Below are 23,074 nucleotides of genomic sequence, written 5' to 3' on the forward strand. Positions count from 1 at the left end.
ACGACAATGAGTGTGCAATTAGGCATTAACCCGCTAACGTGGACGAACGACGATCTGCCTTCTCTCGGCGCGGAGACGTCGCTGGAGACCTGTCTGAGCGAAGGGAAAGAGGCCGGTTTCGCCGGTTTCGAACTGGGGAATAAGTTCCCGCGCGAAGCGCGCCTGCTCGGCCCCATCCTGCAGCGCCACGACCTGCAGCTGGTTTCCGGCTGGTACTCCGGCCGCCTGCTGGAGCGCAGCGTGGAGGAGGAGATCGCCGCCGTGCAGCCGCACCTGACGCTGCTGCGCGAGCTGGGGGCGAAGGTGCTGGTATTTGCGGAAGTGAGCGGCTGTATTCACGGCGAGCAGCAGACCCCGGTACACCTGCGCCCGCGCTTCCCGCAGGCGCGCTGGAAAGAGTACGGCGAGAAGCTCACCGAGTTTGCCCGCTACACCCAGCAGCAGGGCGTCCAGATTGCCTACCATCACCACATGGGCACGGTGATTGAGTCTGCCGACGACGTGGACAATCTGATGACCCACACCGGAGAGGAGGTTGGATTGCTGCTGGACACCGGCCATCTGACCTTTGCCGGGGCCGATCCGCTGGCGGTGGCGCAGCGCTGGGCGTCGCGCATCAACCACGTTCACTGCAAAGACGTGCGCGCCGACGTGCTGGCGGACGTGAAAAACCGTAAAACCAGCTTCCTCGACGCGGTGCTGAGCGGCGTGTTTACCGTGCCGGGCGACGGCTGCGTGGATTACCCGCCGATTATGCGGCTGCTGAAGGCGCAGGACTATCACGGCTGGCTGGTGGTGGAGGCCGAGCAGGATCCGGCGATTGCCCATCCGCTGACCTACGCCCGTCTGGGGTATAACAACCTGAGCCGCCTGGCGCGCGACGCCGGGCTTATCTGAGGAGGCGACATGTCACGTCTGTTATCACGCTGGCAACAGCCGAACGGTGAAGGGCGCACGCAGTCCGTCACGCCGGAAAGCGCCGGCTGGGGATATGTTGGCTTTGAGGCGTATGAGCTGCAGGAGGGGCAGCAGCTAACGCTGCCTGCCGTCAGCGAAGAGCGCTGCCTGGTGCTGGTCGCCGGACGCGCCTCCATCAGCACGCCTTCCGCGCAGTTTAACGACATCGGCGAGCGGATGAGCCCGTTCGAGCGCATCAAGCCGTGGGCGGTTTACGTCACCCCGCAGGAGACGGTGCAGGTGAAGGCGCTGACGAAGCTGGAGCTGGCGGTCTGCGCCGCCCCCGGCAAAGGCACGTACCCTACGCGGCTGATTGCCCCGCAGGATATCGACGGTGAGGCGCGCGGCAAAGGCCACAACCAGCGCTACGTGCACAACATTCTGCCGGAAGACAAACCCGCCGACAGCCTGCTGGTGGTGGAGGTGTGGACCAATGAGGGCTGCACCAGCTCGTACCCGAGCCATAAGCACGACACGGATAATCCGCCGCAGGAGACGTACCTGGAAGAGACCTACTACCATCGCCTCAACCCGGAGCAGGGGTTCTGCATGCAGCGCGTCTACACCGACGACAGAACGCTGGATGAGTGCACGGCGGTCTATAACCGCGATGTGGTCATGGTGCCGAAGGGCTACCATCCGGTGGCGACGATGGCCGGGTATGACAGCTATTACCTCAACGTGATGGCCGGGCCGGTGCGAAAATGGATGTTCACCTGGGAAGAGGACCACGCGTGGATTAATAGCGATTATCCCGCGCAGAGGGGCAACTGAGGCGGCCTTTCTTGTCGGGTGGCGCTGCGCTTACCCGACCTACGAAACCGTAGGCCCGCGCAAGCGCAGCGCCGCCGGGCAAATTGTCCTCAGTGCATCCGCCTCGCCTGCTCAATCGTCCGGGCGATGGCGTCCGGCTGGCTCACCATCGACACGTGGCTCGCCGACACCTCGGTGGTTTTCGCGTGGATCGTCTTCGCCATCGCGCGTTCAAGCGCCGGGTTAATCATCCGGTCATTCTGACTCACCACGTACCAGCTCGGTTTGTTGTGCCACGCGGCGTGAGTCACTTTTTCTGCGAAAGCGTCGCCCTTTATTGGCCCCTGCGTAGCCGCAATGATCTGTTGTTCACCCGGTTTCACGTCAGGCGCGAAATCCTTCCTGACGGCGTCCGTTGGCAGATATAAATAGCCGTCCGCCGTTTTGGCGATGCCCGCGCTGCCCGACGGCTCGGGGTAGCTTCCTGCCAGATCCGCCGTCGACTGCCCGGAGTCCGGCGCAAATGCCGCCACGTAAACCAGCGATTTTACCCGCGCATCGTTGCCCGCTTCGCTAATCACGGTGCCGCCCCACGAGTGGCCTACCAGCACCACATCACCCTGGGCGCGGGCGATGGCTCGCCGCGTGGCGGCAACGTCATCTTTTAGCGACGTAAGCGGCAGCTGGACGGCAATGACCTCTGCGTGCTGTTTCTGCAACAGGGTAATCACCTTATTCCAGCTGCTGCCGTCGGCAAACGCGCCGTGCACCAGCACCACGCTGGTTTTACTCTCCGCAAAGGCGCTGGCGGAAAGCGCCAGCAGGCCTGCCGTCAGTACAGTCAGTGCTTTCATTCTGGGGCTCCTTAAAAATGGTGGACCGCCGCGTGGGGCGGGACGGTGAATTCAATGGTTTTGTGGTCGAGCGGCTTGTGCGTCGGGTCGGCCAGAATAATCGTCACCTTGTGCTTGCCGGCGGGCAGCCCCACCAGGATCACCGGCTCTCCGCTGGCGTCAGCCCAGTGCCACGGCGCGTCATCCACCACCACGTGAATGTGCCCGATGCGCGGGGCGACCCTGAGCGCATCGGGACCGAATACCGGCTCGATGCGCAGGTTTTCGGCCCGATACTGAATAAACACCGCGCCTTTGCTCAGCGGGCCGGCAAGGGGCGGATCGACAATCAGTTTTGCCGGCGGCTGTGGGCGTTCCAGCGGGGCAACGGCGGCGGGGCCATTCACGTCGGCGGCGCTCAGGTTGTCCAGGGGCGTGGCCCAGGCGCCGCTGGACGACGCCAGGGCCAATAATGGGAACAGTAAATAACGGCGGATCATCGGTTTCTCTCCTCATCGGTTCTGAATGGCGACAGGGAAAGAAAACCATTTTTATGTATCGGAGATATTTGCCGGAGGCGGCGTTTTGTACCCGTTTGTTAGCGTGGCCTGCTGGATACAGTGCGATACAGTTTGCCTGCCGCGACGGCGCACGATCGCTATCGCCAGCCCGGCAATCACCAGCGTCAGCCCCGTTGACACCCACATTGCGCCAGCGATACCCAGCGTTTTGTTGAGCCACGCATAGGCAAACGGTGAGGCTGCCGCCATCAGCTGGCCGGGGATAAGCAGCATGCCCGTTCGGCGGGCATAGCTTTCCGTGCTAAACAGCTCCAGCGGCAGGGTGGCTTTTACGATGGTAACCAGCCCGTTGATGGCCCCGTAGCCCAGCACAAACCCGGCTGCGCACCAGACAAACTGGGAACTGCTTAGCCCAACCAGAAAGCAGAGCGGCATGGCGAGCGCGGTGAAAAGCGTGAGTTTGGAGGGGGTTAAGCGGGCACCCGCCAGCACTTCCAGCGAGCGAGCAGCCGTCTGGCCTATCCCCCACAGCATGCCGATGGCGACCGGCAGGCCGAAGTGGATGATAAACTCCGGCAGATGGGTAGAGGTGCCGTTAGAGACAAAGGTGATAAGGGCAATGAAGGCGGCATAAAGCCAGCCGTTACGCCGCTCGCTGTTCAGCGGCGGCGCGGTGACCTTTGTCGTCACCGTCAGCTGCTGCGGGGGAAGCGTGCGTATCAGCACCGCGCTCAGCAGGCCGAAGAGAGCATAGACGTGCAGCGCTTCCTGCCAGCTCATCACCTGAAGCAGACCATAGCCCAGCGGCCAGAAGATAGCGGAGGCCAGCCCGCCCGCCAGCGTGACGCGTGAGATTGTTCTTCGCGCCTGCTGTCCGTAGAGGTTCACCAGCGCGGCGAACAGCGCATCGTACAGAGACAGGCGCATCCCTACGCCGGTGACCAGCCAGGCGCAGTACCAGCCAGCAAGCGTCTGGGTATACGCCATCCCCGCGCAGCTGATGGCGATCAGCAACGTGCCGCTCATCACCACCTTCTGGCCGCCAAAGCGCGCCAGCAGGCGGGCGACAAACGGGGAGACCGCCGCCATCACCAGCATCGCCAGCGTCAGGCCGAGGTAAATCTGCGGTGACGACCATCCCCGGTCGGCTGAAATGGCCAGCGCAAAGGTGCCGGGCATGTAAAACGAGATCCCCCAGTTGATGAGTTGATTACATCCCGCCGTGAGGGCGAGTCGGCGAGGCAGGGCAGGTGTTTCCATTAGTTTTCATTCCGCTATGCAGTTGTCCTGAGCATAACTCGCGGGGTATTGTGCTGGCAGGGCAGCAACCTTATGCGCGGTATAAGAGAAACTTTGAATGACGACGCTTAATCTGGGCTATCTCGCCACGTTCCGTCTGGCGATCCAGCGAGGCAGCTTTTCAGCGGCAGCGGATCTGCTGGGCATTTCCCAGCCCGCCGTGAGCCTGCAAATACGCCAGCTGGAGCAATTTCTGCAAACGCGGCTGGTGGAGCGTACCGGGCGGGGCATTAAGGCGACGGATGCCGGGCAGGCTTTACTGGCGCACGGGGAGCGTATTCAGCAGGCGGTGGATGAAGCCATCCGCTCCGTGAGCGCGTTCAGCCACGACGTGAGCGGCACCATTACGCTTGGCACGGGGGCAACGGCCTGCATTCATCTTCTGCCGCCGCTGCTGGAGCAGCTACGCCGAGAGTTTCCGCTCCTGAGCGTGGGGGTGACGACAGGCAACACCCTCGACATCGTCAGGGCCATCGAAGAAAACCGTCTCGATATGGGGCTGGTGACGCTGCCGGTGAGCGGCAGAGCGCTGGACGTCATGCCGGTGATGGACGAGGAGTTTGTCTTTATCGCATCATGGGAGCAACAGGATGCATTCAGGGAGCTCACCCCGGAGGCGCTGCACGCCCAGCCGCTGATTGCCTTTGAATCCGGCAGCGGTACCCGGGCGCTGATCGATGGCTGGTTTGCGTGCAATGGGTTAACGATCGCGCCGGTGATGCAGCTTGGCAGTATAGAGGCGATCAAACGCATGGTTCGCGCGGGGCTGGGCTACAGCATTGTTCCGCGCATGGCGGTCGAACAGGATGCCGATCGTGACGGGCTGTGCGTGATGTCGCTGACGCCCGTGCTGCAGCGGCAGCTGGCCGTGGTGATGCGGCAGGACAAAATCCTGAGCAAAGGCATAGCAGGCATTATTCGGATACTGCAAAACCCTCCGGCGGCCTAGCGGTCAGCGGTATCGACGGTCAGGCTGGATTGCTGTGACTGGGTTTTATCCTGATGGTGGTACCAGGCGCCAATCGAAGAGTAAACGAAGCGGCCAAAGAAAAACAGGAAGCTGATGAGCAGTATGATGCGGGTCATCCGGGTGTTAAATCGATGTCGTTTGCGCATACGCGTGACCTGACTCACTCTGTTTTTCCTGGGTAAGCCCATTTGGGCGATGAGGATATTAAGGCACAGCGGGAAGAGGGGGTCAATTCTGATGTGTGTAAATAACCGTCAATGTTTACATTAATTGATGTTATTGAATTTAATTAATGCATTTACCATATTGATAATATGAAGAAAATTATTTCAAAAAAAACGCCACAAAGCGTTATTTGCGTAAATTAGTTTGATTTAAGTCAACGGATTCCCGGCCCTGATATTTAAAATCCTTCCTCCACACTGTTCGCCCCGCACGTTGCTGGGCAGCGCGTACGTCAGGTTGGATGCCTGTCTTTATTTTCCCTCTGGAGCGATAGGGGTTTAACCGGGCATCTATGAACATTATTGCTTTCCTGATAAAAAATGAAAACCGCTGGTGGGCATTGCCGCTTATTTTGCCTGTGGTTTTACTTCCCATACTGAGCGTCGCGAATACGTTCACGCAGCTGGGCGACGGTATTGCGGCACTCTACTATTTGCCCCTCTCGTTTTTGCTTTCGCTGATGATGTTCTTTGGCCTGGAAGCCCTTCCTGGGATCGCGCTGTCGCTGTTTATCCGCTATTACCCGTCGGTCGGGATGTTTGAAACCGTCGCCGGTATGCTCCATTTTATCATCCCTTTGGTGCTCAGCTGGGGCGGTTACCGGGTGTTTGCGCCCCGACGGAATATGACGGCTTACGGCGACGTCCGGCTGATGGCGCAGCGCATCTTCTGGCAGGTCTTCTGCCCCGCGACGCTGTTTCTGGTGCTGTTTCAGTTTGCGGTCTATCTGGGCGTGTATGAGAGCCGCCAGAGCCTGGCGGGGTTAAACCCTCTCAATATTCGCACTCTCATTAACTACCAGGCGCTGCTGGTCAGCGGGCTGACGGGCGTGCCGTTGAGCTATCTGCTAATCCGCCTGATTCGCCATCCGCGTTATGTCAAAAGCCTTGTCTCGCAGATCCGTTGCCAGATAGACAAAAAGGTGACGATCGTGGAGTTTTTACTGTGGGCGATTGCGCTTGGCGGGCTGCTTTCGCTGCTGCTGCTGCCGATGAATGAAAACAGCTCCATTTTCACCACCAACTACACCCTGTCGCTGCTGATGCCGGTGATGCTCTGGGGCGCGATGCGTTTTGGCTATAAGCTGATATCGCTGATCTGGACGCCGGTGCTGCTGGTGTCTATTCACTATTTTTACCACTATATCCCGGTGAACCAGGGGTATGACATTCAGCTGGCGATCACCTCTTCCAGCTACCTGGTCTTCTCGTTTGTGGTGATTTATATGTCGATGCTGGCGACTCGCCAGCGCGCCGTGAATAAACGCTCCCGCAGGCTGGCGCTGCTCGACCCCGTCGTGCACATGCCTAACCTTCGGGCCTTGACGCGCGATCTGGCGAAGAACCCGTGGTCGGCGCTCTGCCTGCTGCGTATTCCGGAGCTGGAAATTCTGGGCCGAAATTACGGCGTGTTGCTGCGTATTCTGTATAAACAGCAGCTGGCGCAGTGGGTTAACGGCACGCTCCAGCCCAATGAGCAGGTGTACCACCTGACCGGGTATGACCTGGCGGTGCGACTCAACGCGGAATCGCACCAGCAGCGGATTGAGGCCCTGGACGAGCATATCAAACAGTTCCGCTTCGTCTGGGACGGCATGCCGCTGCAGCCGCAGGTTGGTGTGAGTTACTGCTATGTACGGTCTCCGGTTAACCATCTCTATCTGGTCCTCGGGGAGCTCGGGGTGGTTGCCGATCTGTCACTCTCCTCCAACCATCCGGAAAATCTTCAGCAGCGTGGTGCGGTCCATTTGCAGCGCAGCCTGAAGGATAAGGTTGCGATGATGAGCCGCCTGCAAAAGGCGCTCGATAACAACGAATTCACCCTGCTGGCGCAGCCCGTTCGCGGCCTGCGTGGCGATCGCTATCACGAAGTCCTGTTGAGGATGCCGGATATCAACGGGGTATTGATCTCTCCCGATCTGTTCCTGCCCGTCGCGCAGGAGTTTGGCTTGTCCTCGAGGGTGGATTTGTGGGTGCTGGAGCACACCCTGCGCTTCCTGGCCGCGCGACGCGAAAGGCTGCCCGGCCAGCGTTTTGCCATTAACCTGGCCCCGTCAACCGTTTGTCGGGTGCAGTTCCCGCTTGAGGTCAGCCGCCTGCTGGCGAAATACGCCATTGAGCCGTGGCAGCTGATTTTTGAGGTGACCGAGTGCAGCACCTTCGGCAGCGGGGAGCAGGCGCTACACATCCTCCAGCAGCTGCAGAAAATGGGGGTACGCATTGCGATTGATGATTTCGGCACCGGGTACGCGAGCTATGCGCGGCTGAAAAGCGTAGATGCGGACATACTCAAGATCGACGGCAGCTTTATCCGCAATATCGTCAATAACAGCCTGGATTATCAGATAGTGGCTTCGATCTGCCATCTGGCGCGCATGAAGAAAATGCTGGTGGTGGCAGAGTATGTTGAGACCGAAGAAATACGTAGCGCGGTTCACGCGCTAGGCATCGATTACGTGCAGGGCTATCTGATTGGCAGGCCGGCACCGCTTGAGTCGCTGCTGAAAGCTGAGGCGTCCACCGCGGACGCCTGAGCCGTTACGCGGCGACGTCGGCGCTCTCTTCTTCGATTTTGAGCAGCCAGCCGGTGACCGCTTCCCAGTACTGCTGCTCTTTTTCCAGGTCCAGCAGGACCAGCGCGTTCTGGCTAAACCAGTCGTGCGGGAAGCTCAGCGTCCAGTGATGGTCGTCGGTTTTCAGCTTCAGCGTTGGCGGCGTGGTGGTGGCCTGACGCTGGTTGTTGAGCAGCACGCCCAGGCGCAGCAGCTGAATCATCGGCAGGAACTGCTTCTTCTTGAACAGCGTGAAGCGCGGCAGATCGTCGAGCTTGATGGCTTTACGGTGATAGCGCACCAGGGTTGCCATCATGGTTTGCTGCTCCTGGTTGAAGCCGGGCAGATCGCTGTTTTGCAGAATATAGGCCGAATGGCGGTGCATCCCGCTGTGGTTAATGTTCAGTCCCACTTCGTGGAGCATCGCGGCCCATTTCAGCAGGGCGGCAAGCTGCGGATGGGCCAGCTTAGGGTTCTGCTCCTGCCACTGATCGTACATCTGAACGGTCGTTTCCAGCACGCGCTTTGCCTGTTCACGGTCGATGTTGTACTGGTTTGCCAGGCTTTGTGCGGTGCGGCTGCGGATATCCTGATGGCGGAAGCGGCCTTCCATCTCATACAGCACACCTTCACGCAGCGCGCCGTCAGAAAGACGCAGCTCTTTAATGGCCAGCGCATCAAACACGCCGCAGAGGATAGCCAGACCCGGCACGAAGACCGCTTTGCGCTCGTCGGAAAGGCCCGGCAGGCTTAGGGCGTCGAAGCTTTTATGTTTCAGCACTTCTTCGGTAAGCAGCGTCAGGCGCTCGGGCGTGATAAACCCGTCTTTTTCGCCCATCGCCAGCAGCACTTCATGCGCCGCTTTGATGGTGCCTGACGCGCCCAGCGCGACGTTCCAGCCCTGAATACGGTACTGCCAGGCCAGGTTTTCCAGCTTCTGGACAGCGGCCATACGCGCGCGCTGGAAATTTTCACGGGTGATGGTGCCGCCCGGGAAATACATCTGCGCGAAGCTGACGCAGCCCATACGGCGGCTTTCCACCAGGCGCGGCTCAAAGTCTTCGCCGATCACCAGCTCCGTAGAGCCGCCGCCGATGTCGATAACCAGCTTGCGCCCTTTTTCCGGCTGGGTGTGTTCAACGCCCATGAAAATCAGACGCGCCTCTTCGTTGCCGGAGATGATCTCAATCGGGTAGGGGATCACTTTTTCGGCCCGCTTGAGGAACTCTGGCGCGTTCAGCGCCTGGCGCAGGGTGTGGGTGCCCACGATGCATACGCTGGAGGGCGAGAAGCCCTGCAGACGTTCGGCAAACAGCGACAGGCAGTTTAACCCACGCTCCATTGCCTCTTCGCTAAGCATGCTGCGCTCGTCAAGGCCATCCGCCAGGTGCACGCGCTGCTTCAGACGACCAATGATCTGCAGCGCGCCATCCACCTCACGGGCGATGACCATGTGGAAACTGTTAGAGCCAAGATCGACCGCGGCGAATTCCTGCGGGCGTGGGGTCTTATCATTTATCGGCATAGGTTAATCGGGTTGCTCGAGTGATTTGATATAGTCGTAAATCGCCAGTTGCGACCGCACTTTACGACGGTTGCCGCGCGGTACGTAGCGGTTACTGAGTTCTTTGTCGATATAGCGTGCTTTCACGGTATCGCTGAACAGAATCTCGATGATGTCGAGGATCTGCTGCTTCAGACGCGGATCCAGCAGCGGCGTCGCGACTTCAATTCGGTAGTCAATATTGCGCGTCATCCAGTCTGCAGAAGAGAGATAGACCTGTTTATCACCCGCATTATCAAAAATATAGACCCGATCGTGTTCCAGGTAACGGTCAACAATGCTGATCACGCGAATATTGTCGCTGATGCCTTCCAGTTCCGGGATCAGGGAGCACATGCCGCGGATCAGCAGGTTAACCGGCACGCCGGAGCTGGACGCCGCGTACAGCCTGTCCACCAGCCCTTTGTCGACCAGGTTATTGAGCTTCAGCGTGATGCCGGACGACAGCCCTTTCTGGGCATTGGCGATCTCTTTATCGATCATATCGTACAACAGGCGGCGCGAGTTCTGCGGCGACACCAGCAGATAATCGAAGCTCACCGGCCGGTACGGGTTCTCAATAAAGTTAAATACGCGACGCACCTCGTTCGTGATGCGGGCATCCGCGGTCAGCAGCGAGTAGTCGGTATAAATTCGCGCGGTTTTCTCGTTAAAGTTCCCGGTACCGATGTGGGCATAACGCACGACATCGTCGCCCTCTTTACGGGAGATCAGGAACAGTTTGGCGTGAATTTTCAGCCCCGGCGCGGAGAAGATAACGTGAACGCCCGCTTCCGTCAGACGGCGCGCCCAGTGAATATTCGCCTCTTCGTCGAAGCGTGCCTGCAGCTCAACCACCACGGTGACTTTTTTGGCGTTGTGCGCCGCATGGATCATCGCATCGATGATGCGGGAATCTTTTGCCACGCGGTAGATGTTGATTTTGATCGCCAGGACGCTCGGGTCGAAAGAGGCCTGACGCAGCAGTTCCAGCACGTGCTCGAACGTGTGGTACGGATAGTAGAGCAGGACATCGCGTTCGCGAATGGCGTCGAACCCGTTGCGGAATTTATCAAACCACAGATGGCGCAGGCGCGGCAGCGGCTTGTTGACCAGATTGGCTTTGCCGACGTTCGGGAAGCCAATAAAGTCTTTAAAGTTGTGGTAGCGGCCACCCGGCACGATGGAGTCATAGCGCGAAATGGTCAGCTTCTCGCGCAGCATTTCCACCATGGCGTCCGGCATATCGCGCTGATAAACAAAGCGCACCGGCTCGGCCGTCAGGCGCTGTTTGAGGCTGGAGGACATCAGCTCCATCAGGCTGGCTTCCATCTCGTGCACCAGGTCATATTCGGCGTCACGGGTCATCTTCATCGAGTAGGCGTTTAACGCATCGTAATCGAAGAAGCCTTTAAAAATGTCGTCCAGGCAGTAGCGCAGGATGTTATCCAGCAGGATCATTGGCTTGCGTCGGCGCGGGGTTTCCGGCGGCAGGTTCACAAAGCGTGGCACCTTGTCGGACGGGATCTCCAGCAGCGCGTAACGGATAGACTCACCGCGAATGATCTCCACCGCCAGGTAGGTGTAGTCATCTTTCAGGAACTGCACCAGATCGGTTTCGCGGTTGATCAGAATCGGGGTAATGTGCTGGCGCAGATAGTGTTTGAAGTAGTGGCGCAGCCAGTTTTGCTGGTTAACGGAAAGCTGGCGTTCGTTAATCAGGAAGATTTGATTACGCGCCATTTCCAGCAGGAGTTCGTTATACAGGCCGTCAAATTCCTGATCGGCTTTCAGCACGCGAGACTGGATTTTGCCCAGCAGATGACGCGAGTGAGAGTTTAAGCCCTGTTCTTCGCTAATGATGATGCGCCTTTTCAGCTCGGCAAAGCGAACCTTATAGAACTCATCCAGGTTGTTGGAATAAATGCCCAAAAAACGCATGCGCTCGATCAGCGGGTTACTTTTGTCAGCCGCTTCCTGGAGTACACGTTCGTTGAATGCTAACCAGCTTAGCTCTTTCTCGATATATAACTTTTCCTGACCCATTACAGCTCACACTCCAGTTCAATCACAGGACGTGGTAAATCCGTCTCGTCCTTATTATGGCGAGCATTTCCACGATATGTCCAACAGTGCCAGAAAAGTATGACAGTTATTTTTTTGTTGGGGATTTTAGAAGGTTGGAGAAGGGAATATCGGGTAATGCAATGTACAGGTCGGGTAAGCGTGGCAGCGCTACCCGACATATCCAACTACTCTTCCGCCGCATAACCCTGTGGGGGTAACTTCACGCCGTCCAGCCAGGCTGCGCCGTCGCGCATTGCCAGACGCCCGTCAACAAACCAGCTGACCACCAGCGGGTAAATGGCATGCTCCTGGCTCTGCACGCGTTCAGTCACCTCTTCTTCGCTGTCGCCGTCAAAGACCGGGACTTTCGCCTGCAGGATCACCGGACCGCCGTCCAGTTCGTCAGTAACGAAATGCACGGAGGTGCCATGCTCTTCATCGCCGTTTTCCAGAACCTGACGATGGGTGTGCAGGCCGGGATATTTCGGCAGAAGCGAAGGGTGAATATTCAGCAGACGGCCTGCGTAATGCGCGACAAAAGCCGGGCTCAGAATACGCATATACCCTGCCAGCACCACGACGTCAGGGGCGTAGGCATCAATCTCCTGAACCAGCTCGCGGTCAAAGGCTTCGCGACCGGCAAACTGGCTGGCTTCCAGCGCGTGCGCGGGAATATTCGCTTCCCGCGCGCGCTCAAGGCCGAACGCATCGGCCTTGTTGCTGAATACTGCCCGAATGGTGCCGTTGATTTTCTTCTGTTTGCAGGCGTCAATTATCGCCTGCAAATTGCTTCCGTTGCCGGAAATGAGCACCACGATGTTTTTCATTCAATGACCACACGCTGTTCGGAATCGGAAGCTTTAATCGTACCGATTTTCCACGCGTTTTCACCTTTCTCTGTCAGCAGCTTAACCGCTTTATCCGCTTCGCTTGCCGGCAGGGCGATAACCATACCTACGCCGCAGTTAAAGGTGCGATACATTTCGTGAGAGCTCACGTTGCCTGCGGTCTGCAGCCAGTTGAAGACGGCTGGCCACTGCCATGACGATTCGTCGATCACCGCCTGCGTGTTATCCGGCAGCACGCGCGGAATGTTTTCCCAGAAGCCGCCGCCGGTCAGGTGAGCGATAGCGTGAACGTCGACGTTCTCGATAAGCTCAAGCACGTTTTTCACGTAGATGCGTGTCGGCGCCAGCAGATGGTCGGCCAGCGGTTTACCTTCAAGCTCGGTGGTCAGTGGGTCGCAGCCGCTCACCTCAAGGATTTTACGCACCAGAGAGTAGCCGTTAGAGTGCGGGCCGCTGGAGGCCAGGGCGATCAGCACGTCGCCATCGGCCACTTTGCTGCCGTCGATAATTTCTGATTTTTCTACCACGCCGACGCAGAAGCCTGCGACGTCATAATCTTCACCGTGGTACATGCCCGGCATTTCCGCGGTTTCGCCGCCGACCAGCGCACAGCCTGACTGCAGGCAGCCTTCGGCGATGCCGCTAATCACGCTGGCTGCGGTATCCACGTCCAGTTTGCCGGTCGCGTAATAGTCGAGGAAGAACAGCGGCTCTGCACCCTGAACCACCAGGTCGTTTACGCACATCGCGACCAGATCGATACCGATCGTGTCGTGACGTTTTAAATCCATCGCCAGGCGCAGCTTTGTGCCTACACCGTCAGTACCCGAGACCAGAACAGGTTCACGATATTTTTGCGGCAGCGCGCACAGTGCGCCGAATCCACCCAGACCACCCATCACTTCCGGGCGGCGGGTTTTTTTCACCACACCTTTGATTCGGTCAACCAGCGCATTACCTGCGTCAATATCAACACCGGCATCTTTGTAGCTGAGAGAAGTTTTGTTGGTCACGGCTCAAGTCCCCACGCGATTGCATAGCTAGTAAGAAAAATCGGCGCAATTCTAACAGTCCAGGCAAACGTTTGCGAGCCTATTCTCGGCGAGAGGATTTTTTTTTCTGTTGCGTCCCGGACTGCGCGCAAACTTGATTCCGTTCACGAAAATGAAACCGGTTTCGGCGATCTGCTTGCAAGCGGTTTGCGGAATGAACATCATAAACTGAAACCGGTTTCAGTTTCATTCAGGAGGGATGAAGGCATGAACATCGCCGCATTTGATATTGGTGGCACTGCATTAAAAATGGGTATCGCGACGGGGCAGGGAGCGCTGCTGCAGAGGGATAAGGCCGCCATTAAGAACAGCGACGGCGAGGCCATCCTTTCGCAGATGCTGAACTGGGTGGCGGCGCATCCCGGGCTTGCGGGGATCGCCGTCAGCGCGCCGGGGTATGTGAATCCGCATACCGGGTTTATCGAGATGGGCGGGGCGATTCGCCGCTTCGATCAATTCGCGATGAAAGCCTGGCTTGAGGCGCAGACGGGATTACCGGTCACTGTCGAGAATGACGCTAACTGCGTGCTGCTGGCGGAGCGCTGGCAGGGCAAGGCGACGGATATCGACAACTTTCTGGTGCTGACTATCGGCACCGGGATCGGCGGGGCGATTTTCTGCAATGGCAAGCTGGTTCACGGGGCGCGTTTTCGCGCCGGGGAATTCGGCTACATGCTCACGGAAAGGGCGGACTCAAGACGCGTTGTCCGCCACTCCATGAATGAAAACTGCACGTTACGCACCCTGCGCAAGCGTTACGCCGATTGTCACGGGCTGGCGCTGGATGACGTGACCGGAGAAGCCATTTTTGACGGTTATGACGCAGGCGACGCCGCGTGCCGTCGCCTGGTGGATGATTTTCTTAACGGCATTGCGACAGGTCTTTATAACCTGGCGAATGTTTTCGATCCGCAGACCATTTTCATTGGCGGCGGAATTGCGGAGCGGCCCGGTTTTATGGATTTGCTCCGCACCCATCTCGCGTGGTTTGGCATCGCGGATATCGCCGATGTTGTCAGCCACGGCAACCGCGCCGGGTTAATTGGCGCGGTTTACCACTTCAGACAGCAGTATCCGTCAGCAATCCGCAACATCGAATGAGGGAAAGAGTATGTCAGGATTTAAAGCAGGTTTTCTATGGGGCGGCGCGGTTGCCGCGCATCAGCTGGAAGGCGGCTGGAAAGAGGGCGGCAAAGGGGTGAGCGTCGCCGACGTCATGACCGCCGGCGCGCACGGCGTACCGCGTGAAATCACCAACGGCGTGCTGCCCGGGAAAAACTACCCGAACCACGAAGCCATCGATTTCTACCATCGCTATAAGGAAGACATCAGGCTCTTTGCCGAGATGGGGTTCAAATGCTTCCGTACCTCTATTGCCTGGACGCGTATTTTCCCCAAAGGGGACGAGCGGGAGCCTAACGAGGCGGGTCTGAAGTTCTATGACGATCTGTTCGACGAATGCCTGAAATACGGCATCGAGCCGGTTATCACGCTCTCTCACTTCGAAATGCCTTTCCATCTGGTCACGGAGTACGGCGGATGGCGCAACCGCAAGCTGATCGACTTCTTTGTTCGCTTCGCACACGTCGTTTTCCAGCGCTACCAGCATAAAGTGAAGTACTGGATGACCTTCAACGAGATCAACAACCAGGCCAACTTCCACGAAGACTTTGCGCCGTTTACCAATTCCGGGCTGAAGTATGAGCCGGGCGAAGACCGCGAGCCGGTGATGTTCCAGGCCGCGCACTATGAGCTGGTGGCGAGCGCCCTGGCGGTGAAGGCGGGGCGCGAGATTAATCCGTCGCTGCAGATCGGCTGCATGATTGCCATGTGTCCTATCTATCCGCTGACCTGCGCGCCTGACGATATGATGATGGCGATGAACGCCATGCACCGCCGCTACTGGTTCACCGACGTGCACGTGCGCGGCAGGTACCCGCAGCACCTGCTCAACTACTTTGAGCGTCGTGGATTTGCGCTGGATATTACCGAAGAAGATAAAGCGGCGCTGACGCAGGGCTGCGTGGACTACATCGGATTCAGCTATTACATGTCTTTCGCCACCAAAGCGACGGCGGATAATCCGCAGCTGGACTACGACGAGAGCAAGAGCCTGGTCTCTAACCCGTACGTGCAGAAATCCGACTGGGGCTGGCAGATTGACCCGGTAGGGCTGCGCTACTCCCTGAACTGGTTCTGGGATCACTACCAGCTGCCGCTGTTCATCGTTGAGAACGGCTTTGGCGCTATCGACGTGCAGGAGAGCGACGGCACCGTGAACGATCAGTACCGTATTGATTACCTGGCCGCACACATCCGCGAGATGAAAAAAGCGGTGGTGGAAGATGGCGTGGATCTGATGGGCTACACCCCGTGGGGCTGCATCGACCTGGTGTCTGCCGGAACGGGCGAAATGAAAAAGCGCTACGGCTTTATCTTTGTCGATAAAGACAATGAAGGTAACGGCACGCTGAACCGCAGCAAGAAAAAGTCGTTCGACTGGTATAAGCAGGTGATTGCGAGCAACGGCGAGCAGCTATAATTGCCCGGTGGCGCTGCGCTTACCGGGCCTACGGGACGTGTAGGCCGGGTAAGCGTTAGCGCCACCCGGCAGAACCCCGCACCCAAGCCGGAGTTTCGCCTCCGGTTTTTTTGTCTCTAAATCACTTTGCTTGATATACGTCAAGCAAGATGGGTATGGCCTAATCCGAAAAAAGCGGTATAATCCCGCGATTTTTTTGCGGATGCCACCTCAGAGGAGAAAGAGAATGAAGATTGTGGAAGTGAAACACCCACTCGTTAAACACAAGTTGGGCCTGATGCGTGAGCATGACATCAGCACGAAGCGTTTTCGCGAACTGGCCTCTGAAGTCGGCAGCCTGCTGACCTACGAAGCGACCTCCGATCTGGAAACAGAAAAAGTCACCATCGAAGGCTGGAACGGCCCGGTGCAGGTTGAGCAGATCAAAGGGAAGAAAATTACCGTTGTGCCAATCCTGCGTGCCGGTCTCGGCATGATGGAAGGCGTGCTTGAGCATGTGCCAAGCGCGCGTATCAGCGTGGTGGGGATCTACCGTAACGAAGAAACCCTTGAGCCGGTTCCTTACTTCCAGAAGCTGGTGTCTAACATCGACGAGCGTATGGCGCTGGTGGTTGACCCGATGCTGGCGACCGGCGGTTCAATGATCGCTACCATCGACCTGCTGAAAAAAGCGGGCTGCAGCAGCATTAAGGTGCTGGTGCTGGTTGCGGCACCGGAAGGGATCGCGGCGCTGGAAAAAGCGCACCCGGACGTTGAGCTGTATACCGCATCTATCGACCAGGGGCTGAACGAGCACGGGTACATCATCCCGGGGCTGGGCGATGCTGGCGATAAGATCTTTGGTACGAAATAATCGAATAACGATAAATAAGCCGACTTTGATAGTCGGCTTTTTTTTGAATAAAACACACATAACTAACCATCTCAGAGGAAAACACTATGACGCGCCGTGCTATCGGGGTGAGTGAAAGACCGCCGCTTTTACAGACTATCCCGCTTAGTTTGCAGCACCTGTTCGCCATGTTTGGCGCAACCGTGCTGGTGCCAATCCTGTTTCACATTAACCCGGCTACCGTGCTGCTGTTTAACGGTATCGGTACGCTGCTGTACCTCTTTATCTGTAAAGGCAAGATTCCGGCGTATCTGGGGTCGAGCTTCGCGTTTATCTCGCCGGTTCTGCTGCTGCTGCCGTTGGGTTATGAAGTGGCGCTGGGCGGGTTTATCATGTGTGGCGTCCTGTTCTGCGTGGTGTCCTTCATTGTGAAGAAAGCCGGTACCGGCTGGCTGGACGTCATGTTCCCGCCTGCTGCGATGGGTGCCATCGTTGCGGTCATCGGTCTGGAGCTGGCGGGCGTGGCGGCGAATATGGCCGGTCTGCTGCCTGCTGACGGTCAGTCACCGGATACCAAAACCATTATCATCTCGCTGGTGACGCTGGGCGTAACGGTGTTTGGCTCCGTGCTGTTCCGCGGCTTCATGGCGATTATCCCGATCCTGATCGGCGTGCTGGCAGGCTATGCGCTCTCCTTCGCAATGGGCGTGGTGGATACCACTCCAATCGCTCAGGCGCACTGGTTCGCGCTGCCAACCTTCTATACGCCACGCTTCGAATGGTTTGCTATCTTCACCATTCTGCCTGCGGCGCTGGTGGTGATTGCAGAACACGTCGGCCACCTTGTGGTGACGGCGAATATCGTCAAGCGCGATTTAATCCGCGACCCGGGTCTGCATCGTTCCATGTTTGCCAACGGCTTCTCGACCATTATCTCCGGGTTCTTTGGCTCCACGCCAAATACCACCTACGGTGAGAACATCGGCGTGATGGCCATTACCCGCGTCTACAGTACCTGGGTTATCGGCGGGGCGGCAATCATCGCCATTCTGCTCTCCTGCGTGGGCAAGCTGGCGGCAGCGATTCAGATCATTCCGGTACCGGTAATGGGCGGCGTTTCTCTGCTGCTGTACGGCGTGATCGGTGCCTCCGGTATTCGCGTGCTGATTGAATCCAAAGTGGATTACAGCAAGGCGCAGAACCTGATCCTGACCTCGGTTATCCTGATCATCGGCGTGAGCGGTGCGAAGGTACACATCGGCGCGGCCGAGCTGAAAGGCATGGCGCTGGCGACCATCGTGGGCGTGGGCCTGAGCCTTATCTTCAAGCTGATCTCTGTGATCCGCCCAGAAGAAGAGATACTGGACGTTGACGACAGCGAAAAAGCGTCACACTGATCGTATTAGCCGGGTGAAGGATCGCCCGGTTCTCTCCTTGCAGGTTCCGTGTTAAACTCCGTTCCGATTTTATGTAAGATCTGGTTGAGGTACTTCTGAACGGACCGGCACAGCTCTCTCTGCCACTCTATCTCCCTGACGACGAAACTTTCGCGAGTTTCTGGCCGGGTGATAACCCCTCTTTACTGGCTGCACTGCAAAACGTGCTGCGCCAGGATCACAGCGGATACATCTATATCTGGTCACGCGAAGGCGCGGGGCGCAGCCACCTGTTGCATGCCGCCTGTGCGGAGCTTTCCGCGCGGGGTGATGCGGTAGGCTATGTGCCGCTGGATAAACGTACCTGGTTTGTGCCTGACGTGCTGGAGGGAATGGAACATCTCTCACTGGTCTGCATCGATAATATCGAATGCGTGGCGGGGGATGAGCCGTGGGAAATGGCGATCTTTAACCTCTATAACCGCATTCTGGAATCGGGCAAAACCCGGCTGCTGATCACCGGCGATCGCCCGCCGCGTCAGCTTAACCTTGGTCTACCGGACCTGGCGTCTCGTCTGGACTGGGGACAAATCTATAAGCTCCAGCCACTGTCGGATGAAGATAAGCTTCAGGCGCTACAGCTTCGCGCAAAGCAGCGTGGGTTTGAGCTGCCGGAGGACGTGGGCCGCTTCCTGCTCAAGCGTCTGGACCGGGAAATGCGCACGCTGTTTGACACGCTCGATCAGCTCGATCGCGCTTCCATTACCGCCCAGCGCAAGCTGACCATTCCATTTGTGAAAGATATTCTCAAGCTTTGAGTTTTTTGCCGGGTGGCGGCTGCGCCTTACCCGGCCTACAAGGGCCGAGCGGTTTTCGTAGGCCCGGTAAGCGTAGCGCCACCGGGCTAGAGATCGTCCATCAGGTGCTCCACCAACAGCGGAATCGGCCTCCCCGACGCCACGCTTCGTCCGCTTTCACGCCACAGCGCCGTTCCGCTGATATCCAGATGGGCCCACGGAATGGTCGGCGGGCAGAAGTGATGCAGCAGCCACGCCGCCGAGGCGCTGATCGCCGCATTGTTGGTCGGCGTGTTGCACAGATCGGCGATGGCGCTGTCGGTCTGCTTTTTCAGCCGCGCGTCCAGCGGCAGGGACCACACTTCGTCGCCGCTCCGTTTACCCGCCTGCGTCAGCGCCGCGCGCAGCGGTTCATCCTGGGTCATCAGCCCGCTCAGCTCATACCCCAGCGCTTTCACCACCGCACCCGTTAGCGTCGCCATATCAATAATATAGCGCGCCTGCGGATGCCGCTGGCTGGCCCAGGCAATCGCGTCCGCCAGCACCAGCCGGCCTTCGGCATCGGTATTATTGATTTCTACCGTAGTGCCGTTGCAGGCCCTCGCCACCGTGCCGGGCTGCATGGCGTCCGGACCTATGGCGTTTTCCGCCAGAGCCAGCACGCCCATAATGCGAACGGGAAGGCCAAGCTCTGCGACGGTCAGCATCAATCCCAGCACGTTAGCCGCGCCGCACATGTCGTATTTCATGGTGTACATGCCTGCGCCTTCCTTTAGCCACAGGCCCCCGGTATCAAAGGTAATGCCTTTTCCTACGTAGCAGCGCACCGGGCCGTCAGAAACACCGTCATAGTGAATCGCCAGCAGCCTCGGGGGGCAGGAGGCGCCTTTACCGACGGCATGAAGGAGCCCCAGGCCTTGCTCAACAATGTCTGTTTCGTTGAGCACCTCGCACCGCAGGGCGGGGAAGGGGGCACACCGTTTTTGCGCCTCTTCGACCACAAACTGCGGCGTGCAGCGGTCGGAGGGGGTATCCGCCAGACGACGCGCGCAGATCATACCCCTGGCGATAGCCTGCTGCTGGCGGAAGATAGCTTCCAGCTTGTCCCGCTGTTCCGGCAGGCAGAGCGCGGTAATCTGCTCAAGACGAACGTCGCTGGCGGTTTTCTTCAGCTGCAAATCACTCAGCCTGTACGCCTGGTTAAAGAGAAAACGCAGCACCTGTACCAGCACAACGTCGTCGATGTTCGTGACGTCCAGTACCGCATGAGGGCTGACGGGAGAGGCCAGCAGCGGGCGCAGCGCCGCGAGCAGCCCTTCGGTCAGGCTGTCCTGCCAGAGCGCATCGGGCAGCAGGGTTATTCGGGCATACGGGGTGCAGCCGAAGCGGGCGTCGGCGATGCCGTCAGACGCGCGCATTTCCGCGACTAGCGCTGTGTCCGGCAAATGGGTACAGGAGGCGCGGGCGATGACATGGCTCTGCGGTTCTGCCTCTGAAAGTGCGGTAATGAACTGATACGTAATCATCATTGTTCCTCAATCGGCTCGCGGATCCGCGCGGCGTAGGCCTGCATCCATTCGTCATCCACGGCGTGATAGTGCGTTTTCTCCTGCCGGCGCTCGGTGCGAAATACGGTAAGCGGCTGGTGGGCGGTGGCGACCACAAACGAGAAGGTTTTGATGTTCGTCGCCGCGCCGAACTCGCCTTTGTTATTCATGCACACCACGGAGAGATCGCCCACGCGGCCAAAGCGCGACATCAGCCTGTCTTCCAGCTCGAAAACCGCTGAATCCGCCGCCTGCTGCGGCGTCATGCCCTGCGCCATGCGGCGAACGATTTCGTAGCTGGTACAGCCCTTCATCAAATCTTCCCCCACGCCCGTGGCGGTGGCGGCGCCAGTTTCGCTGTCGCAGTAAAAGCCGGAACCGATAATCGGCGAATCGCCGAGTCGGCCGCGTTTTTTCATAAACAGGCCGCTGGTGGAGGTGGCGACGCTCATCGACCCCTGTTTATCAAGGCCGATAATGCCGACGGTGTCGTGGCCGTCGTACGGGCTTAAGCCTTTATCCAGCGTCTCCCGACAGCGCTTGCGGTAATGCTGCATGGCGCGGTCGGTGAGCATGGTTTTGTCGGCAAAGCCCTGGCTCAGCGCCCATTCGCGCGCGCCCTGGCCGACCAGCAGGCTGTTATAGCGCTGGCGGCTAAGCGCCTGCGCCACGCGTGCCGGGTTGGCAATATCCACCAGATTGCCCACGGCACCAAACGCCAGCGTGTCGCCGTCCATGTAGGCAGCGTCCAGCTCAACCTCGCCATTTTCGGTGGGCAATCCGCCGTAGCCGACGGATTTATAAAATGGAAAGTCCTCGACGGCGGCAACGGCATCAACCACTGCCGCAGAGACCGGTTTTCCCGCAGCCAGCGCAGACGCCGACTCCGTGACGCCTTCAAGCGCCATTCGCCAGGTGGCGATAATTCCCCACATGCTTTACTCCTGTTTTGCAAGTGTCGTGTCGGTTTGCGTCGCGGTAGCCACTTCCGCCGCGCGGTACTGCTTGTCCACAATGCGCATAAAAGGCAGATACAGCATGGCGCCAATCAGCAGGTTGATAAGCTGCATCACGCTACCGCTGAGATGCCCGGTGACTATGAAACCGCTGATCACCGGCGGCAGCGTCCAGGGAATAAAGACCCCGGTGGTCACGGCGACCGCGCCAATTTTCATGGCGGCATACTGCACAGTGACCAGCACCAGCGGGACAAGGTTGAAGGGGATAAGCATGATCGGGTTCATGATCACGGGCAGGCCAAACAGAATCGGTTCGTTGATGTTAAACACCGACGCCCCTGCGCCCAGTCGCGCGACTTCCCGCATGTTTTTACTGCGGGCGAAAATCAGCATCGCAATGACCAGCGACAGCGTAGCGCCTGCGCCACCCATCCAGATCATGTCAAAAAACTGTTCCGTAATAATGTGCGGCGGCGTGGCGCCTGCCTGAATGGCCGCGATGTTATCGGTCTGGTTTTCCATCCACAGGGGACGAATAATGCCGTTGATCATCGAGCCGGAGTTAATGCCCACTGACCACAGGATGGTGATGCTGAATACCGTCATCAGCGCGCCAAAGTAAGAGGTGCCGTAGTGGCGCACCGGTGTGGCGACCACCTCATAAATAAACTGATGAATCGTGTTGTAGTGGGTGTTTTCAAAGACGATGCGGATAATCAGCACCAGAATCATGACCAGCAGTGCCGGGATCAGCGCCGCAAAAGACTCCTGCACTGCTGGCGGCACGCCGTCCGGCATTTTGATGACCAGATTTTTGCGCTTGAGCCAGCAGAACAGCTCCGTCCACAGCAGCGAGCCAATCATCGCCACGAACAGCCCTTTACTGCCAATCCACTCCACCGGCATCACGGTGATCCCGCCGTTTTCCGCCACTTTGTTAAACGGGGTCAGGATCAGAAACGCGACCAGCGCCAGAATGCCGCAGGAGATGCGGTCTTCGCCGTAGTGTTCGGCCAGGCGGAAAGCCACCAGGAAGCTGATAAACAGCGACATGGTCGAGAACACGGCGTTGAACGGAATTTCGATGATGGCGCTCCAGCTGGCGCCAAAGGCCTGAGACATAAACTGCTGATAGGTTTGATTCGGAAACGAGGAGATCACCAGCAGAATAGAACCGACGATGATAAAAGGCATGAACGACACGTAGGCGCCGCGAATGGCCCCGAGATGCCGCTGCTGTGCCGTTTTGGCCGCCAGCGGCATCAGCTTTGCTTCAAGAAATCCCAGAACATTGTTCATTGTGAACTCCGTACAAGATTGAGTGGTGCGGTTTATGTTATGTCTGTGGATTATCAGTGAAGCGTGGCGAGCGAAAGGTGAAATCGGTCACAAAGCAACCGCC

Annotated in this window: 20 protein-coding genes; 9 read left to right on the plus strand and 11 right to left on the minus strand. The window is 58.2% G+C overall.

Features of this window, described 5'->3' with window-relative positions; translation table 11 throughout:
- Positions 1 to 6 precede the first annotated feature (6 nt).
- Together iolE and iolB are read left to right on the plus strand one after the other, a co-directional pair.
- Positions 7 to 897 carry a myo-inosose-2 dehydratase gene (gene iolE / locus AC3WOK_RS07515; RefSeq protein ID WP_492354277.1) on the plus strand — a complete coding sequence of 297 codons (891 nt, stop codon included), beginning with the start codon at positions 7 to 9 and terminating at the stop codon, positions 895 to 897.
- Positions 898 to 906: 9 nt separating this feature from the next.
- The gene (gene iolB, locus AC3WOK_RS07520) at positions 907 to 1,731 is read left to right on the plus strand and encodes a 5-deoxy-glucuronate isomerase (RefSeq protein ID WP_059312594.1); all 825 of its coding nucleotides are present in this window, start codon (positions 907 to 909) and stop codon (positions 1,729 to 1,731) included.
- An 89-nt stretch (positions 1,732 to 1,820) separates the two neighbouring features.
- Here the strand turns inward: iolB and AC3WOK_RS07525 are convergent, their stop codons facing one another.
- Genes AC3WOK_RS07525 through AC3WOK_RS07535 form a run of 3 tightly spaced genes read right to left on the minus strand, consistent with a single transcriptional unit; the run spans position 1,821 to position 4,324 of the window.
- Positions 1,821 to 2,564, minus strand: coding sequence for an alpha/beta fold hydrolase (locus AC3WOK_RS07525; RefSeq protein ID WP_492354278.1), 744 nt, complete (start codon positions 2,562 to 2,564; stop codon positions 1,821 to 1,823).
- Between the two features lie 11 nt (positions 2,565 to 2,575).
- Positions 2,576 to 3,043, minus strand: a complete 468-nt coding sequence (locus AC3WOK_RS07530; protein ID WP_063427906.1) for a DUF6130 family protein — start codon at positions 3,041 to 3,043, stop codon at positions 2,576 to 2,578.
- A gap of 51 nt (positions 3,044 to 3,094) precedes the next feature.
- Positions 3,095 to 4,324, minus strand: coding sequence for an MFS transporter (locus AC3WOK_RS07535; RefSeq protein ID WP_252000745.1), 1,230 nt, complete (start codon positions 4,322 to 4,324; stop codon positions 3,095 to 3,097).
- A 97-nt stretch (positions 4,325 to 4,421) separates the two neighbouring features.
- Between AC3WOK_RS07535 and AC3WOK_RS07540 the strand changes: the two genes are divergently transcribed.
- Positions 4,422 to 5,312, plus strand: coding sequence for a LysR family transcriptional regulator (locus AC3WOK_RS07540; RefSeq protein WP_063427910.1), 891 nt, complete (start codon positions 4,422 to 4,424; stop codon positions 5,310 to 5,312).
- On the opposite strand, the gene AC3WOK_RS07545 is transcribed toward AC3WOK_RS07540, so the two are convergent.
- Positions 5,309 to 5,497: a YfgG family protein gene (locus tag AC3WOK_RS07545; RefSeq protein ID WP_021241815.1), complete on the minus strand. Its 189-nt coding sequence runs from the start codon at positions 5,495 to 5,497 to the stop codon at positions 5,309 to 5,311. The two genes, AC3WOK_RS07540 and AC3WOK_RS07545, sit on opposite strands and share 4 nt — an antisense overlap.
- A 353-nt stretch (positions 5,498 to 5,850) precedes the next feature.
- Here AC3WOK_RS07545 and AC3WOK_RS07550 point away from each other — a divergent pair, with 353 nt between their 5' ends.
- Positions 5,851 to 8,091 (plus strand): EAL domain-containing protein, encoded by a 2,241-nt coding sequence (locus AC3WOK_RS07550; RefSeq protein WP_492354279.1) that lies wholly within the window; start codon positions 5,851 to 5,853, stop codon positions 8,089 to 8,091.
- A 4-nt stretch (positions 8,092 to 8,095) separates the two neighbouring features.
- Here AC3WOK_RS07550 and ppx read toward each other — a convergent pair whose 3' ends face one another.
- The 4 genes from ppx to purM form a co-directional block, all read right to left on the minus strand.
- Entirely contained in the window at positions 8,096 to 9,634 is a 1,539-nt protein-coding gene (ppx, locus tag AC3WOK_RS07555) for an exopolyphosphatase (protein WP_059311978.1), read from the minus strand.
- Positions 9,635 to 9,637: 3 nt separating this feature from the next.
- Positions 9,638 to 11,698, minus strand: a complete 2,061-nt coding sequence (gene ppk1, locus AC3WOK_RS07560; RefSeq protein ID WP_059311977.1) for a polyphosphate kinase 1 — start codon at positions 11,696 to 11,698, stop codon at positions 9,638 to 9,640.
- 206 nt (positions 11,699 to 11,904) lie between these two features.
- A complete protein-coding gene (purN, locus tag AC3WOK_RS07565) occupies positions 11,905 to 12,546 on the minus strand; it encodes a phosphoribosylglycinamide formyltransferase (RefSeq protein ID WP_059311976.1) in 642 nt (213 codons plus the stop codon).
- Positions 12,543 to 13,580, minus strand: coding sequence for a phosphoribosylformylglycinamidine cyclo-ligase (gene purM, locus AC3WOK_RS07570; protein ID WP_047346721.1), 1,038 nt, complete (start codon positions 13,578 to 13,580; stop codon positions 12,543 to 12,545). Before purM ends, purN begins: the two co-directional genes overlap by 4 nt.
- Positions 13,581 to 13,826: 246 nt before the next feature.
- On the opposite strand from purM, the gene bglK reads away from it, so the two are divergent.
- The 5 genes from bglK to AC3WOK_RS07595 all read left to right on the plus strand — a co-directional run bounded on the left by bglK (position 13,827) and on the right by AC3WOK_RS07595 (position 19,187).
- Positions 13,827 to 14,720: a beta-glucoside kinase BglK gene (bglK, locus tag AC3WOK_RS07575; RefSeq protein ID WP_063957744.1), complete on the plus strand. Its 894-nt coding sequence runs from the start codon at positions 13,827 to 13,829 to the stop codon at positions 14,718 to 14,720.
- Positions 14,721 to 14,730: 10 nt separating this feature from the next.
- Complete coding sequence (locus AC3WOK_RS07580) at positions 14,731 to 16,161, plus strand: 6-phospho-beta-glucosidase (RefSeq protein WP_063427921.1); 1,431 nt, start codon at positions 14,731 to 14,733, stop codon at positions 16,159 to 16,161.
- A 226-nt stretch (positions 16,162 to 16,387) separates the two neighbouring features.
- On the plus strand, positions 16,388 to 17,014 hold the full coding sequence (gene upp, locus AC3WOK_RS07585) for a uracil phosphoribosyltransferase (protein ID WP_008501641.1): 627 nt from the start codon (positions 16,388 to 16,390) through the stop codon (positions 17,012 to 17,014).
- Positions 17,015 to 17,100: 86 nt separating this feature from the next.
- Positions 17,101 to 18,390, plus strand: a complete 1,290-nt coding sequence (gene uraA / locus AC3WOK_RS07590; protein WP_492354280.1) for a uracil permease — start codon at positions 17,101 to 17,103, stop codon at positions 18,388 to 18,390.
- 95 nt (positions 18,391 to 18,485) lie between these two features.
- On the plus strand, positions 18,486 to 19,187 hold the full coding sequence (locus AC3WOK_RS07595; protein ID WP_216821201.1) for a DnaA inactivator Hda: 702 nt from the start codon (positions 18,486 to 18,488) through the stop codon (positions 19,185 to 19,187).
- Positions 19,188 to 19,273: 86 nt separating this feature from the next.
- On the opposite strand, the gene AC3WOK_RS07600 is transcribed toward AC3WOK_RS07595, so the two are convergent.
- The 3 genes from AC3WOK_RS07600 to celB are packed head-to-tail and all read right to left on the minus strand — an operon-like array spanning position 19,274 to position 22,971.
- Positions 19,274 to 20,692 (minus strand): leucyl aminopeptidase family protein, encoded by a 1,419-nt coding sequence (locus tag AC3WOK_RS07600; RefSeq protein WP_492354514.1) that lies wholly within the window; start codon positions 20,690 to 20,692, stop codon positions 19,274 to 19,276.
- A complete protein-coding gene (locus AC3WOK_RS07605; protein WP_492354281.1) occupies positions 20,692 to 21,648 on the minus strand; it encodes a glycosylasparaginase in 957 nt (318 codons plus the stop codon). The genes AC3WOK_RS07600 and AC3WOK_RS07605 overlap by 1 nt, the downstream gene beginning before the upstream one ends.
- 3 nt (positions 21,649 to 21,651) lie before the next feature.
- Complete coding sequence (gene celB, locus AC3WOK_RS07610; protein ID WP_492354282.1) at positions 21,652 to 22,971, minus strand: PTS cellobiose transporter subunit IIC; 1,320 nt, start codon at positions 22,969 to 22,971, stop codon at positions 21,652 to 21,654.
- Between the last annotated feature and the right edge of the window lie 103 nt (positions 22,972 to 23,074).

The sequence above is a fragment of the Enterobacter sp. FW301-JW81 genome, assembly GCF_058788735.1.

Excerpts from the sequence above, each read along its gene's own strand:
- iolE (WP_492354277.1), top strand. The coding sequence starts at position 7 with ATGAGTGTGCAATTAGGCATTAACCCGCTAACGTGGACGAACGACGAT.
- iolB (WP_059312594.1), top strand. The coding sequence starts at position 907 with ATGTCACGTCTGTTATCACGCTGGCAACAGCCGAACGGTGAAGGGCGC.
- AC3WOK_RS07525 (WP_492354278.1), bottom strand. The coding sequence starts at position 2,564 with ATGAAAGCACTGACTGTACTGACGGCAGGCCTGCTGGCGCTTTCCGCC.
- AC3WOK_RS07530 (WP_063427906.1), bottom strand. The coding sequence starts at position 3,043 with ATGATCCGCCGTTATTTACTGTTCCCATTATTGGCCCTGGCGTCGTCC.
- AC3WOK_RS07535 (WP_252000745.1), bottom strand. The coding sequence starts at position 4,324 with ATGGAAACACCTGCCCTGCCTCGCCGACTCGCCCTCACGGCGGGATGT.
- AC3WOK_RS07540 (WP_063427910.1), top strand. The coding sequence starts at position 4,422 with ATGACGACGCTTAATCTGGGCTATCTCGCCACGTTCCGTCTGGCGATC.
- AC3WOK_RS07550 (WP_492354279.1), top strand. The coding sequence starts at position 5,851 with ATGAACATTATTGCTTTCCTGATAAAAAATGAAAACCGCTGGTGGGCA.
- ppx (WP_059311978.1), bottom strand. The coding sequence starts at position 9,634 with ATGCCGATAAATGATAAGACCCCACGCCCGCAGGAATTCGCCGCGGTC.
- ppk1 (WP_059311977.1), bottom strand. The coding sequence starts at position 11,698 with ATGGGTCAGGAAAAGTTATATATCGAGAAAGAGCTAAGCTGGTTAGCA.
- purN (WP_059311976.1), bottom strand. The coding sequence starts at position 12,546 with ATGAAAAACATCGTGGTGCTCATTTCCGGCAACGGAAGCAATTTGCAG.
- bglK (WP_063957744.1), top strand. The coding sequence starts at position 13,827 with ATGAACATCGCCGCATTTGATATTGGTGGCACTGCATTAAAAATGGGT.
- AC3WOK_RS07580 (WP_063427921.1), top strand. The coding sequence starts at position 14,731 with ATGTCAGGATTTAAAGCAGGTTTTCTATGGGGCGGCGCGGTTGCCGCG.
- upp (WP_008501641.1), top strand. The coding sequence starts at position 16,388 with ATGAAGATTGTGGAAGTGAAACACCCACTCGTTAAACACAAGTTGGGC.
- uraA (WP_492354280.1), top strand. The coding sequence starts at position 17,101 with ATGACGCGCCGTGCTATCGGGGTGAGTGAAAGACCGCCGCTTTTACAG.
- AC3WOK_RS07600 (WP_492354514.1), bottom strand. The coding sequence starts at position 20,692 with ATGATTACGTATCAGTTCATTACCGCACTTTCAGAGGCAGAACCGCAG.
- AC3WOK_RS07605 (WP_492354281.1), bottom strand. The coding sequence starts at position 21,648 with ATGTGGGGAATTATCGCCACCTGGCGAATGGCGCTTGAAGGCGTCACG.
- celB (WP_492354282.1), bottom strand. The coding sequence starts at position 22,971 with ATGAACAATGTTCTGGGATTTCTTGAAGCAAAGCTGATGCCGCTGGCG.